The 14,130-nt window shown below is 55.7% G+C and carries 11 protein-coding genes; 6 read left to right on the top strand and 5 right to left on the bottom strand.

Annotated elements, in window-relative coordinates:
* The first annotated feature begins 48 nt into the window (after nucleotides 1–48).
* The 3 genes from DDT56_RS09585 to ynaL all read left to right on the top strand — a co-directional run bounded on the left by DDT56_RS09585 (nucleotide 49) and on the right by ynaL (nucleotide 3,272).
* On the top strand, nucleotides 49–1,665 hold the full coding sequence (locus tag DDT56_RS09585) for a peptide ABC transporter substrate-binding protein (protein ID WP_136166230.1): 1,617 nt from the start codon (nucleotides 49–51) through the stop codon (nucleotides 1,663–1,665).
* Nucleotides 1,666–1,694: 29 nt separating this feature from the next.
* The gene (gene zntB, locus DDT56_RS09580) at nucleotides 1,695–2,678 is read left to right on the top strand and encodes a zinc transporter ZntB (RefSeq protein ID WP_136166229.1); all 984 of its coding nucleotides are present in this window, start codon (nucleotides 1,695–1,697) and stop codon (nucleotides 2,676–2,678) included.
* A gap of 474 nt (nucleotides 2,679–3,152) precedes the next feature.
* Nucleotides 3,153–3,272 carry a proline-rich small protein YnaL gene (gene ynaL / locus DDT56_RS25250; protein WP_470287756.1) on the top strand — a complete coding sequence of 40 codons (120 nt, stop codon included), beginning with the start codon at nucleotides 3,153–3,155 and terminating at the stop codon, nucleotides 3,270–3,272.
* 411 nt (nucleotides 3,273–3,683) lie between these two features.
* On the opposite strand, the gene ttcA is transcribed toward ynaL, so the two are convergent.
* The 4 genes from ttcA to putA form a co-directional block, all read right to left on the bottom strand.
* Nucleotides 3,684–4,619, bottom strand: coding sequence for a tRNA 2-thiocytidine(32) synthetase TtcA (gene ttcA / locus DDT56_RS09570; RefSeq protein WP_136166228.1), 936 nt, complete (start codon nucleotides 4,617–4,619; stop codon nucleotides 3,684–3,686).
* A gap of 104 nt (nucleotides 4,620–4,723) precedes the next feature.
* Nucleotides 4,724–5,128 carry a type II toxin-antitoxin system tRNA(fMet)-specific endonuclease VapC gene (vapC, locus tag DDT56_RS09565; protein WP_136166227.1) on the bottom strand — a complete coding sequence of 135 codons (405 nt, stop codon included), beginning with the start codon at nucleotides 5,126–5,128 and terminating at the stop codon, nucleotides 4,724–4,726.
* Entirely contained in the window at nucleotides 5,121–5,363 is a 243-nt protein-coding gene (gene vapB / locus DDT56_RS09560) for a type II toxin-antitoxin system VapB family antitoxin (RefSeq protein WP_136166226.1), read from the bottom strand. Before vapB ends, vapC begins: the two co-directional genes overlap by 8 nt.
* A gap of 133 nt (nucleotides 5,364–5,496) precedes the next feature.
* Nucleotides 5,497–9,279: a trifunctional transcriptional regulator/proline dehydrogenase/L-glutamate gamma-semialdehyde dehydrogenase gene (gene putA / locus DDT56_RS09555; RefSeq protein WP_136166371.1), complete on the bottom strand. Its 3,783-nt coding sequence runs from the start codon at nucleotides 9,277–9,279 to the stop codon at nucleotides 5,497–5,499.
* A gap of 275 nt (nucleotides 9,280–9,554) precedes the next feature.
* Here putA and DDT56_RS09550 point away from each other — a divergent pair, with 275 nt between their 5' ends.
* Nucleotides 9,555–9,845 carry a putative hemolysin gene (locus tag DDT56_RS09550; protein ID WP_136166225.1) on the top strand — a complete coding sequence of 97 codons (291 nt, stop codon included), beginning with the start codon at nucleotides 9,555–9,557 and terminating at the stop codon, nucleotides 9,843–9,845.
* Between the two features lie 46 nt (nucleotides 9,846–9,891).
* Here the strand turns inward: DDT56_RS09550 and DDT56_RS09545 are convergent, their stop codons facing one another.
* Nucleotides 9,892–10,884, bottom strand: coding sequence for a 2-hydroxyacid dehydrogenase (locus DDT56_RS09545; RefSeq protein ID WP_136166224.1), 993 nt, complete (start codon nucleotides 10,882–10,884; stop codon nucleotides 9,892–9,894).
* 181 nt (nucleotides 10,885–11,065) lie between these two features.
* Here DDT56_RS09545 and DDT56_RS09540 point away from each other — a divergent pair, with 181 nt between their 5' ends.
* Nucleotides 11,066–13,654, top strand: coding sequence for a YdbH family protein (locus DDT56_RS09540; protein WP_136166223.1), 2,589 nt, complete (start codon nucleotides 11,066–11,068; stop codon nucleotides 13,652–13,654).
* 15 nt (nucleotides 13,655–13,669) lie between these two features.
* Complete coding sequence (locus DDT56_RS09535; protein ID WP_136166370.1) at nucleotides 13,670–13,903, top strand: YnbE family lipoprotein; 234 nt, start codon at nucleotides 13,670–13,672, stop codon at nucleotides 13,901–13,903.
* Nucleotides 13,904–14,130 lie beyond the last annotated feature (227 nt).

Genomic DNA, 14,130 nt, shown 5'->3' with positions numbered 1-14,130 from the left:
GACTATGATATTATTCAGTAACTTCATCATTGTGTGAGAAAAAGCATTATGCGACTGGGTCATTGTGCATTATATGCCGCGCTGTTCGCGGCAGTGACGGAACATGCCGCGGCGGCGCAGGTTCCAGCCGGAACCGAGTTGGCCGACAAGCAGGAAATTGTCCGCCATATCAAGGATGAGCCCGCCTCGCTGGATCCGATAAAGGCGGTAGGGCTGATGGAGGCGCAGGTCTCGCGGGATCTGTTCGAGGGGCTGGTTAACCAGGATGCGCAGGGCAACATTATTCCGGGCGTGGCGCAACGCTGGCAAACCAGCGATAACCGCACGTTCATCTTTACCTTGCGCGGCGATGCCCGCTGGTCGAACGGCGAGCCGCTTACTGCAAAAGATTTTGTCTATAGCTGGCGTCGACTGGTCGCGCCGGAAAACAGCTCGCCGTTCTCCTGGTTCGCCCGTCTGGCGGGGATCGCCAACGCCGAGCAGATCATCGAAGGAAAAGCGCCGCCGGACCAACTGGGCGTAACCGCGGTGGACGACCATACGCTGAAGGTGCAGCTCAGCAGGCCTGTGCCTTATTTCGTCAGCCTGCTGGCCAATTTCAGCCTGTTTCCGGTACATCAGGCCACGGTGGAAAAATACGGCAACGACTGGACGAAACCCGGCAATCTGGTGGGGAACGGCGCTTTTAAACTGCAACAGCGGGTGGTGAACGAAAAACTGGTGCTGACGCCGAATGACTATTACTGGGATCACGCCAATACCAAATTGACCAAAGTGACGTTCGTTCCCATTAATCAGGAGTCGAACGCCACCAAACGCTATCTGTCCGGCGATATCGATATTACCGAATCCTTTCCCAAAAATATGTACCGCAAGCTGTTGCAGGACCTGCCCGGCCAGGTCTATACCCCGGAACAGCTGGGCACCTACTACTACGCATTCAACACCCAACGGGCGCCCACCAACGATGTGCGGGTGCGCAAGGCGCTCTCTTACGCGATTGACCGCAAGGTCATTGCGGAAAAAGTGTTGGGAACCGGGGAAAAACCGGCCTATCACTTCACGCCGGACGTGACCGCCGGCTTTAAACCGGCGCAGAGCCTGTTGCAGCAATACGGTCAGGATGAACTGGATGCGCAGGCGAAAGCGCTGATATTTGCCGCGGGGTACGGCCCCGGCAAGCCGATGAAGCTCTCGTTGTTGTATAACACCTCGGAAAACCACCAGAAAATCGCCATCGCGATTGCTTCAATGTGGAAAACCAAACTGGGGGTTGACGTACGCCTGGTCAATCAGGAATGGCAGACCTATATCGACAGCCGCAACAGCGGCGACTTTGATGTGGTGCGGGCGTCCTGGGTGGGCGACTACAACGAAGCCTCGACCTTCCTGTCATTATTGACCTCGCGCCACAGCGGTAATATCGCCCGGTTTAACCACGCCGATTACGACCGGTTAATGGACGAAGCGGGCAATCAGACCAACGCCGAGGCGCTGAACGCCGATTATAACCGGGCGGAGCAGATTCTGCTGGAAGAGGCGCCGATTGCGCCGATCTATCAATACACCAACGGGCGTTTGATTAAACCCTGGGTAAAAGGCTATCCGATCGCCAACCCGGAGGACGTGGCTTATAGCCACACGCTGTATATCGTTAAACACTGAACAGGGTGATATCGGACCCGGAGGAAAGCGTGGAATCCTTTAAAGGAAAAGAGCTGCAACACACCGGCGCGGTGTATGCCTACCAGTTGAACGGCGCGGGCGGGATCGCGCCGATAGGCGATGATGATGTGGTCACGGACGCCAAACCCTGCTGGCTGCACCTCGACTCCACCCAGCCGGCCAGCGCGCATTGGCTGACGGAAACCACGCTGGTCCCGGACAGCGTGCGCGATGCCTTACTGGGAGAAAGCGTACGCCCCAGAGTCACCCGTCTGGGCGAAGGCACGATGATCACGCTGCGCAGCATTAACCGCAATGAGAACTCACGCCCCGACCAACTGGTCGCCATTCGGGTGTTTATTACCGATAAGCTGATTATTTCCACCCGGCGCCGCAAGCTGTTGGCGATTGACGAAGTGTTGGCCGATCTGCAAGAGGGTCATGGGCCGACGGACAGCGGCAGCTGGCTGGTTGCCATCGCGGAAGCGCTGACCGACCATACCAGCGACTTTATCGATGATTTGCATGAAAAAATCGTCGATCTGGAAGAAGATCTGCTGGAGCAAAAAATCCCCCAGCAGGGCGAACTGGCGCTGATCCGCAAACAGCTTATCGTATTGCGGCGCTATATGACCCCGCAGCGGGATGTGTTTTCCCGCCTCTCGGGAGAGAAACTGCCCTGGATGCAGGACGACGACCGACGCCGAATGCAGGAGATCGCCGACAGGCTGGGGCGCGGACTGGAGGACCTGGATGCCAGCATTTCGCGCACCACGGTGCTATCCGATGAAATCACTACCTTAATGACCGACGCCATGAACCGGCGCACCTATACCATGTCGCTGCTGGCCATGGTGTTTCTCCCCACCACCTTTCTCACCGGCTTGTTCGGCGTCAATCTGGGCGGGATACCGGGAGGCGATTCCCGGCTGGGGTTCGCCACCTTTTGCCTGATGTTGGTGGGATTGGTTGGCGGTGTTGCCTGGTGGTTAAAACGCAGTAAATGGTTGTGAATATGTGACAATAATTATTGCGTGGAAGGTCACAGACTGCTGCGGATGCGCAAAAAAAGCCGCCGAACTTGAGCGATATCAACATTTTTAACCCGGTTGTGCGGCACTATCCCGCTCGCAGGTGAATGCAACGCCAAGCGATGGGCGTTGCGCTCCATATTGTCTTACTTCCTTTTTTGAATTACTGCATAGCACAATTGATTCACACCATGCCGACGATTTCGTCGGCATTTTTTTATGCGTCGCGGAGCGACGTTTAACGTTTCTCCCGGCGATTTTTATGGCGGGCTATCCTGCCCGCCACCCTCCGGGCCGCCACGTTGTGGCGTTGAAAAACGTTCCCGACGTTTTTTTATGGCGGGCTATCCCCTCGGCTTCTATGCTTAATCGATAAGTGCTGGATTCGCTAACCGCGCAATCGGCGTTTCAGGCGCAGGATTTGACGATAATTCATCCAACACCGAGGAGGAAAGTATGCCTATGCAGAGCCTGGCGGCCTATCCGCTCGTCGATACGATCCCCACCGATCCCATTCCCATCCCTGATCCGTTGCCAAAACCGCAGCCGATCCCCGAACCGCCGCCGCACCGATAAAGGACTGCCGGGGGACTGGGGAATCCTCAGAAAATAATTAAGCATTCTTAGATAGCAGAATGTGGCTTTTTAAAGGTTTTCCTTCGCGTAAAAAATCGCGCTGAGGTGGGCGTGACCGCCGGGTGAGCGGCAGGGACGCCGCGAAAGCCAGTGCCGCGCCGGGAGCGCGTCAATGGCGGCCCGACCAGCGGTCACGAACGCCGAAGGCATCGCGTAGCGACGCGATTTCGCGAAAAGCCCGGGGGGCATGGGGCGGCGGCGACTGAGCTGCCCCATGTCGGGCGCGTGCTGCGACAGTTGCAGAAATCGACTGAGGTTAGTGCGCACGAAACCCTCACTGCGCTTACAGACATTCCTTTCCCTGATTTATGGGGGTAAAAGGCTTCCGTTGGCAACCCTGTATTCAGCAAACTATTTAATTTCCACTACGTCGAGCCTGGCCGGCGACGGCGCTTCATCCTCGTCTTCCGGCCGCCAGCCGGACGGCCGCAGCGGAAGCTCCTGACGATCGAAGGCCAAATCGCCGCCATCGATCACCTCGCCGCCGTGATGAATGCTTTTGAAATCAAACAGCGCATGGTCGGCCAGATGGGAAGGCACCACGTTTTGCATCGCGCTGAACATGGTCTCGATACGTCCGGGATAACGTTTATCCCAGTCGCGCAGCATATCCTTGATCACCTGGCGTTGCAGATTAGGCTGCGAGCCGCACAGATTGCACGGAATAATGGGATACTGGCGGGCTTCGGCGAAGCGCTCGATATCTTTTTCACGGCAATAGGCCAGCGGGCGGATCACCACGTGTTTACCGTCGTCGCTCATCAGTTTCGGCGGCATCCCTTTCAGTTTCCCGCCGTAGAACATATTCAAAAACAGCGTTTGCAGAATATCGTCGCGGTGATGGCCGAGGGCGATTTTGGTGGCGCCCAGCTCCGTTGCGGTGCGGTACAGAATGCCGCGCCGCAAGCGTGAGCACAGCGAGCAGGTGGTTTTGCCTTGCGGAATTTTTTCTTTAACGATGCCGTAGGTGTTTTCTTCAACGATCAGGTACTCAACGCCGATACTCTCCAGGTATTGCGGTAATACGTGTTCAGGAAAGCCGGGCTGCTTCTGGTCGAGATTGACCGCCACCAGAGAAAAGTCGACCGGCGCGCTCTGTCGCAGGTTGCGCAGAATTTCCAGCATGGTGAAGCTGTCTTTACCGCCGGACAGGCAAACCATAATGCGGTCGCCGTCTTCAATCATATTGAAATCGGCGATGGCTTCGCCGACGTTACGGCGCAGGCGTTTTTGTAGTTTGTTGAGATTGTATTGTTGCTTTTGGTTAACTATTTGTTTTTCTTGCATATTTACATGTGCTCATTTTGCAAAGGGGCACCACAGGGGCAAACATAGTTTAATGTTTAGCAGGCTAAATTGGTCTTCGTTTCGTTCATTGCTGCGGACTTTTATCAAGGTTGCGTCCAGTCTTCAACCCGCAGCCCATCTACCCGGTCAAATTCTCTGGTGTTGTTGGTGACGACAATCAGCCCTCTGCTTCTGGCATGCCCGGCTATGTGTAAATCGTTGTCCCCGATTCGGGTTCCGGCTTTTTCCAGCGATGCCCTGATGTTGCCATAGTGGAAAGCGGCGGACTCGTCGTAGGGAAGCACCGTCACTCTGGAAACGAAATCATCTACCGTTGCGAGGTTCCTTGCGGGGTGGCTACTTTTTTCCGCTCCAAAAACCAACTCTGCCAGCGTGATGGTTGAAATGGCCAGCAGTTCCGCATTTTGATTAAAGCGCGGGAGTAAAAATTCCGGCCGCCGCTTAATGGTGAAAATGACGATGTTGGTGTCCAGCAGGTACTTAATCATCAAGGGATTCCCGCTCGCTGCTTACCTGTTCAGGGCGTTGGGGCAGAAAGTCATCCGTTACCTCTGGCCCGGAAAGGAAAAAACTGTCCCAGGTGTTCCTGACGGGGGTAATGATCCGCTCCATGCCCTTTGCCCTGATAGTCACCTCTTTGACGTTATCGGGGAAACGGAGATTGACCGGCAGCCGAACATTCTGGGTTCGGTTGCTCATGAAAACTTTGCTTTGCTGGAACATGATACACCTCGCTATACATTGTCGTTAGCTGCTATATACATCGAGTATATGGCACGTTATCTGATTTGCAACCCCAAGGGTATTACTCCTTATCGTCGCCGGGGAAGAGAGAGGCACAGCCCGAAACCGCGCGTTAATCTATGGTCATCAATTGGGTATTCCCGCCGGCGGCGGCCGTGTTGACGCTCACCGAGCGCTCGATAAGCAGGCGCTCAAGCCGAATATCCGTTTCCCCGCTTTTCAGACCCTGAACTGAAACGATAGGACCGCCGCGCTCTGCCACGAGCCGACAGGTTCTTTGCAGCGATTCGGCGTCGCCGTGATGGATTACCGCGTCAAAGCGGCTAGCAAAGACGCCGGACAGAGGCTCGATGTCCACAACCTGTTGCACGGCATCAGGCAGCAATCCGTAAATCTCAAGGTAGCGAGGTTCATCCGGCCATAAGGCTTTGCCGCCGATACTGGTTATCGCGGCAAGCTGCGCTAAAACGTCCTGCCGGCTTTGCGCTAAACACAAGACGCGTTCTCTGGGGAGCAAGCGGTAGCTATTGGCTTCTCCCGTCGGACCCGGTAAGTCGCTGGTGGTGAAACTGGCGCCGTTTTTTATAAACTGTTCGCACAGCGGATAAACGGCGGCCTCATTTTTTTCCAGCCATGATGACAGGGCGTTATGCGCGGCCAGTAATGCGGTCTGTCCGGCGGTTTTTTCGGGTAGCGATGGGGAGGTGTAATTCAGCCCCTTGCGTTGCGCATCGGTTGGGTATGCCGCCAGCAGGCGATAAAGATATAGCGGCCCGCCGGCTTTGGGGCCGGTGCCGGATAACCCTTCGCCGCCAAACGGCTGCACGCCGACCACGGCTCCGACGATATTGCGGTTGATATAAATATTCCCGGCTTTGATATTTTTTGTGACTTCATCAATAGTGCTGTCGATACGGGAATGAAGTCCAAACGTCAGTCCGTAGCCTGAGGCGTTTATTTTTTCCACCAGGGAGGGAAGCTGCCGGCTATGATACCTCAATACGTGCAGAACCGGGCCGAATACCTCTTTTTGCAAATCTTCGATGCGGTTTATTTCAATTAACGTCGGGGCGATAAAACAGCCCCTGGCGACGGCAACATCATCCGATGCCGGATTAGCCGCTCCCTGATGTACCTGAAATCCCTTATCCGCCATTTCCTTGATATGCGAATTGATGTTATTCATTGCCTCGGCGTCGATAACGGGACCGATATCGGTGGACAGCCGTTGCGGATTTCCCATGCGGTATTCGGCCATGGCGCCGCGCAGCGCGCTCAATAGCCGATCGGCGACATCATGTTGAATACAAATTAATCTTAATGCCGAACAGCGTTGGCCGGCGCTATCGAAAGCCGAATTAATGCTGTCGATAATAACCTGTTCCGGCAGGGCGGATGAATCGACAATCATGGCGTTAATACCGCCGGTTTCGGCGATAAGCGGTATTGGACGGCCGGACGCATCCACTCTTCCGGCGATTTGTCGTTGAATAAAAGAGGCCACCTCGGTCGAGCCGGTGAACATAATCCCTTTTACTCTTTCATCGGCAATAAGCTTTTGGCCGACGGTTTCCCCCCGGCCGGGCAATAGCTGCAGAACGTCGACGGGGATACCGGCCTGGTGCAGAATTTTGACGGCGTTATAGCCATTTAGCGGCGTCTGTTCAGCGGGTTTGGCTATAACGGTATTGCCCGCGGCTAATGCCGCCGCCACCTGTCCGGTAAAAATGGCCAACGGAAAATTCCACGGGCTGATGCAAACAACGATCCCGAGCGGCGTATGGGTTTGATTATCAAAACTGTCGTTGACCTGTCCGGCGTAATAATTCAGAAAGTCGATGGCTTCACGGACTTCCGCTATGGCGTTGCCATAGGTTTTTCCCGCTTCCCGGATCAGCACGCCGATCAGTTCGCCCATTCTTTGCTCCATGATTTCGGCGGCCTGTTGCAGGATCTGCGCGCGGCGGGAGGGAGGAACGGCGGCCCAGCTCGCGGCGGATTTTTCAGCCGCCGCGAGCGCGATAGCGATATCCTCATCGCCGGCATCGTAAACCTGGCCGATAATATCCCGCGACTCCGCCGGGTTGATTATCGGTTTGGGCGTCGAAAGCGGAGAGGCTGCGGCGATAAGCGGCGTAACATGACTCTGCTCCGCCGAGCTTGCGGTTAAGGCATGGGATAAATGGCGCAGGCAATCTTCGTCATATAAATTCAAGCCGGCGGAGTTGGGGCGGGAGGCGCCATAAATATGGCGTGGCAGCGGGATTTTGGGATGGGGCAATCCTAGTTCATGCTCCGTTTGCGCCAGGTTTTTGACTTCGTTCACCGGGCTGGCCACCAAATCATCGAGGGGGATGGTTAAATCGGCGATTTTATTGACGAAAGAGCTGTTGGAGCCATTTTCCAGCAGGCGGCGCACCAGGTAGGGCAACAGCGTTTCATGCGACCCCACCGGCGCATAGATTCGACAGGGGCGATCCAATTTTTCCTTACCCACCACTTCCTGATAAAGAGGAACCCCCATGCCGTGCAGGCACTGAAATTCATACTGCTCAGGCTGAAAATTATCCCCGGCGATATGGTATACGGCGGCGAGGGTTTGGGCGTTGTGAGTGGCGAATTGCGGATAAATCAGTTCAGGCTCGGACAACAGGGAGCCGGCACAGGCCAGGTAGGAGATATCCGAATACACTTTACGGGTAAATACCGGATAGGTTTTATGTCCGGCGATCTGGGCGCGTTTGATTTCGCTATCCCAATAGGCGCCTTTGACCAGGCGGACGCGCAACCGCCGCCCGGTGGTTTTCGCCAGATTTTTCAAAAAATCTATTACGTAATAACAGCGTTTTTGATATGCCTGCACCACAAAACCAATGCCGTTCCAGGATTGAAGTTCCGGTTCGTGACAAAGTTTTGTCAGTAAATCCAGTGAAATATCTAAACGTTCCGCTTCCTCGGCGTCAATGGTAATAGCAACGTTATATTCTTTAGCCAGTATCACTAATGATTTCAACGCCGGGTATATTTCATTTAATACCCGGTGATACTGATGACGCGTATAGCGCGGGTGCAATGCCGACAGCTTAAGCGAAAACTCGGGGCCGGAATATATTCCCTTGCCGTCGGCGCGTTTACCGATCTCATGCAGCGCATTCCGGCAGCGTTGAATATAATCCTGCGCGTCGCTTTGGGTTAACGCGGCTTCTCCCAGCATGTCATAGGTATAGGTAAATCCTTGTTCTGTTATTTTTGCCGAGTATTCCAATGCCTGCGCGATGGTTTCTCCGGTAACGAAATGCTCGCTCATCACGTGCATCACGGTATTCATCGCTTTTCTGATTAGCGCCGGCGACCAGATGCGGATGATTTTTTTCAGGCCGCCCGCCGTTTGTGGTTTATGGCTATAGCTGACAAGCGCGGCGGTGAGCACTAAACCCCACGACGCCGCGTTAACGAATAAAGGCCGGGTCTTGCCGATATGCGCCTTCCAGTCGCGGCCGGAAATTTTATCGCTTATCAGCAAATCGCGGGTATCATTATCGGGTATGCGCAATAGCGCCTCAGCCAGGCACATTAATGCAATTCCTTCCCTCGAAGAGAGCGAATATTCCTGTAATAGATTTTGCACGATGGCCGCGCGGTTTTTGGCGACCTTTTTCTTTCTTAATGATAAGGCCAAATCGTGCGCCAGTTTATGAATGGCGCGATCTTTTTCCGCTACCGCGTTAACCTGATTAAAAAGCGCGGATACGGCGTCCTGTTCTGATAAGTCCCAGGCCTGAGTCAGCAGCTTTCTTTTCCCATCCTGATTTATCAACTCTGCCGCCAGCCCTGAAAAAGGGTGATATGCCAAACCGCCGTTTTCAATGGATGCCTCTTTATCTATGCCGGTCATCATATAAAATCTCCTTATGGTAAATTAATTAACCTGTTATTTTATGAATCCTATCAATATATTCCCAATCCGTTTCAAGTACATATTTTTTACCCATTAAGACGATTAAACGCAGGCTTTAGGCTATAAAGAAAATGAATGGATCTTTCATTACTTTTTCCAATGGTCGGGCTTATACCCTAAATTGAATTCCAGGGATAATTTGCTTCATGTGATTTCGGCGTTTGTTATAGAATGAATTAAGTCACATCATAAATACGTACTGGAGCCAGAGAATGAAAAGGTATCAATGGCTGTTCGCCGCCGCTGCGCTGCTGCTGGCCGGTTGCAGCAACGGTGAAAAAAACGCGGCCGCGGAGCGGCAGGGAGTTGCGGCGGATAACGCCGGAAACTCCATTGTGCTGCTAAAGAGCAGTACGCCGGCTGAGGTTAACTGTGTGCTGGCGGGGGGCACGATGGCGACGTCAAGGCAGCTGAACGGCGCCAGCGTGGGAACCTGCCAGTTGGCCAACGGTAAGCGCTGCGACGAACAGGCGCTGCTGAATGGGACTTGTCCCGCCGGCTGACGCCCGCGGCAGCGCCGGTCCGCCGCGGGTCATCATCCAGAGCGGCTCAGGGATTCAACAGATTGGGGCACTCATCGTCCCGGCTTATCTGCTGCAGGTTTTGCAGCGTGGTCTGGGAAATACTGGTTAACGCCTCTTCCGTCAGAAATGCCTGGTGCCCGGTGAACAGCACGTTGTGACACGCGGACAGGCGGCGGAATACGTCGTCCTGAATCACGTCGTTGGATTTGTCGGCAAAGAACAGATCGCGTTCATTTTCGTAGACGTCCATGCCCAGCGAGCCGATTTTCTGCTGTTTCAGCGCATCAATGGCCGCCTGCGAGTCAATTAATCCCCCCCGGCTGGTATTGACGATCATCACCCCGGTTTTCATCTGCGCGAAAGCCGCCTGATTAAGCAGATGATGATTTTCCGGCGTCAGCGGACAGTGCAGCGAAATGACATCCGCGCGGGCGTACAGCGTTTTCAGATCGACATATTCGGCGCCCAGTTCAAGCGCCTGCGGGTTAGGGTAGGGATCGAACGCCAGCAGGCGCATGCCGAACCCTTTCAGGATGCGCATGGCGGCGACGCCGATTTTGCCGGTGCCGATAATCCCGGCGGTGCGGTTGTGCATATTAAAGCCGATCAGCCCTTCCAGCGAGAAGTTGGCGTCGCGGGTACGCTGATAGGCGCGATGAATGCGGCGGTTAAGGCACATCATCATCCCGACGGCGTGTTCGGCAACGGCTTCGGGCGAGTAGGCCGGCACCCGGACGACCTTGATTCCCAGCTCTTTGGCGGCGTCGAGATCGACGTTATTGAAGCCGGCGCAGCGCAGCGCGACGGTTTTTACCCCAAGCTCCGCCAACTCGGTCAATACGTCGCGGCCGCCGTCGTCGTTAACAAAAATGCACACCGCCTGATAGCCCGCCGCGGTTTTGGCGGTGCGCGTGGTCAGCATAAATTCAAAAAACTCTATCTGATAGCCAAACTGCTGATTGACCTGTTCTAAATACTTACGGTCATATTGCTTGGTACTGTAAACTGCCAGTTTCATAACCTGTTTCTCCGCAACATCCTCTGGTTAAACTATCAGAAAATAGTGAATAGACAAATTGTTGCCCGGCTAACAGTAACCGCCAGGGAATGAAAAAAGGCAAATAGTTAATCCATAATGGTAGAACGGAGCGCGACCCGCATACGGGCCTGAATGAAATTAGGATATTTAATAGCCGCTGATGATTAAAAAATACTCGCTGACGGGATTGGCGCTGGTACTACTGCTGTTGGCCGCATCATGGTGGACGCTGCCGCAATGGTTGCCGCGTTTGCTGAACGCCTGGTTGCCGTCAGGGATTTCGCTGACGCTGAACGCCTCTCCCGAGTGGCGTGACGGGGGGCTGCGAAGCGATGGTTTTAGTCTGAAGGCCGGCGGCTGCCCGCTGCTTGAGGCGAGCGACATCTCGCTGCGGCGGCAGTCAGGCCGATGGCACGTCGAGGCAGATGCCGTTACGCTGGACAGCGACTGCCTGCCGCTGTTGTCTGCGGATGAAAACGCGGCGCCGGCGCTGCTTTCACAGTGGCAGCAGCGCTTGCCCGCCGCGGAGATCGCCATCAAAACGTTCACCCTGCGCCCCTGGCCGGAGTATGCCAGCCGGATGAGCCTGACGACCGACGGCAATCAGCGGCAAACGCTGCATTATCAGGGGGAGCGGCTGGCTTTGCAGGCTGAATTGAAGCAGCGGCATCTGACGTTGCGCAACGGCATGCTGGCGACCCCGACGGGTTCTTCCCGCCTGCGGGTCAGCGGGGAGCTGGATCTGGCGGATACGCTGACGCTGCCGCCGGTACGCGGCGAATTGAAAGCAAATCTGGAAAGCGGACAGGCGTCGGATCCGCTTACCGCCTCACTACGCTGGCAGGCGCGGCAGGGGGAGCTGGCGTTGCATGCGGTCGGCGACGGAGAACCCCTGGCGGCGTTGCCGTGGCGGCTGAGCGAAGACGCCATTCAGGTCAATGACGGCGTCTGGCGCTGGCCCTACGCCGCGCAGCCGCTCTCCGGCAGGGTCTCTCTCTCCCTGCGAAACTGGCGTCAGGGGCTGGATAAAACCCGGATTGACGCCCGGATAAATATGTTGACCCAGGGGCACAACGGCAAAGCCAACGCGGTGCTGGTGCTGGGACCGGGCAATCTGGGGCTGATTAACAGCGAACTGCGCTTTCGGCTGACCGGTCAGGCCAATCTGGCGGACCTGTCGTTAACGGCGTCATTGCCGGGCGTCATTCAGGGATCGGCGCTGGATCCTGAGTTGTCTATTTTACCGGGGGCGCTGTTGCGGGCCTGGGGTACGCCGGCGCCGCAGCTGCGGCTTGAGGAAGCCCGCTGGCCGTTGGCCGGGCTGCGAGTCAGCGCCGCGGGGGTCAACGGCCGTTTGCAGGCGATAGTCAGGGCGCGGGACGACTATTGGGGAAGCTTTAAGCTACACCTTGACGGCAAGGCGCAGGATTTCTGGCCGGATAAGGGGAACTGGCAGTGGCGCTACTGGGGCAACGGGCAACTGCCGCCGCTAAAAAGTAAAGGAGACCTGGCCGGGCGCGGCAGCTGGCAGGATACCCTTATCGAGATCAAGCAGCTTTCCAGCGGGTTGGATCAGCTGAACTATGGGTTGATGAAGGTGCATCTGCCGCGGTTGACCATCACCGAGCCGCTGCGCTGGCAGCGCGCCCGCGCGGAGGCCGATTTTCAGGGGGCGTTGCAGCTCGTTGCCGAACGGGCGGAGTTTAATAACGGCGGCTATCTTCCCCCGTCGCGCTTAACGCTTAAGCTGCGCGGGCGCGATCCCGGCGACTTCCTGTGGCAGGGAGAGCTGCGGGCGCAGGATATTGGTCCGGTGGCGCTGCGCGGACGCTGGGATGGCGAACGGCTGCGCGGCGGCGCCTGGTGGCCGCAACAGCCGCTGCGAGTGTTTCAGCCGCTGCTGTCCGCCAACCTGAAAATAAGGATCCGCAGCGGACAGTTTTATGCCCAGTCCGCCTTTTCCGCGGCGCGCGGGGAAGGGTTCCGCGCCGGGGGCCACTGGGTCGTGAAGGACGGCGGGCTGTGGCTGCAGGATGGCGAAGTCGACGGCGTTAACTTTATTCTTCCCTACCGCCTGCAGGATCAGCAGTGGCAGCTGGGAGTGAAACAGCCGGTCACGCTGCGTATCGACATGCTGGATAATCTGTTCAAGATGACCAATATCCGCGTCGACCTGCAAGGTTTCTATCCCTACAGCGAACAACGGCCGCTGACCATGACGCAGGCCGCCATGGATGTATTAAGCGGGCACGTCGGGCTTTCCGCCCTGCGCTGGCCGCAGCGGGAAGCGGCATTGTTCAAAGTGGAGAGCGTCGAACTCAGCGAACTGTTTCCGCTGCTGAAAATAAAACAGTTGGCGATGTCCGGGCGGGTGAGCGGGGTACTGCCGCTTGATTTCAACCACCCGCGAATGCTGATCCGACAGGGGCGCATTACCAACGATCGTTTCCTCACGCTGCGGCTGGATAAACAGTTCGCCGACGAGCTGGAAAGTAAAAACATGGCCAGCGGCGCGGCAATCCGCTGGCTGCGCTACCTGGAGATCGGCCGCTCCCATGCGACGGTTGAACTGGATAATCAGGGCGCGCTTTCCCTTGGCGCGCAGATTCAGGGAAAAAATCCCCTGCTCAGCGCCGAACGGCAGGTAATACTTAACTACCGCCATCAGGAGAATATTTTCCAGCTATGGCGCAGTTTACGTTTCGGCGATAATTTGCAGGATACGCTGGAGCAGCAGGCGAATGACTAAATTCAGGACGGAATGATGAAAAATCTCTATGCGGTATCGGGAACCTTTGGCGTCCTGCTTTTACTGACCGGCTGTGTGCCGCGGATAGAAGTCGCGGCGCCCAAGGAGCCGATAACCATCAATATGAACGTTAAAATCGATCATGATATTTATATCCGGGCGGATAAAGAGGCGACGCAGCTGCTGGAAAAATCACCCGGCGCCGCGGGGGAAGAGATAAAGAAAAGCGCGCCGACCGGCGCGCAATAAACAGCCAAGCACAAAAGTAATGCAGGATAACAATGATGTTGAATGCTATCTTATCCGCCTCCTCAATGGCTTGAAAGGGCAATATTTCGAGCACATCTTTCAGTTTTATTGAATAAAGGTTCATCGTCCGTGGTTAGAGCCATCGCCGTCTATGTGCTACCATGCCCGCCGAAAAATAAAGGCGTTTCCACCACTCGCCATAGCAAAAAGCATTAAGGAATGACAAC

The sequence above is a fragment of the Brenneria corticis genome (genome assembly GCF_003115855.1).
GTDB lineage: Bacteria > Pseudomonadota > Gammaproteobacteria > Enterobacterales > Enterobacteriaceae > Brenneria > Brenneria corticis.
Note: the sequence above shows the minus strand (reverse complement) of the source record. Positions and strands in the feature narration are given on the sequence as shown.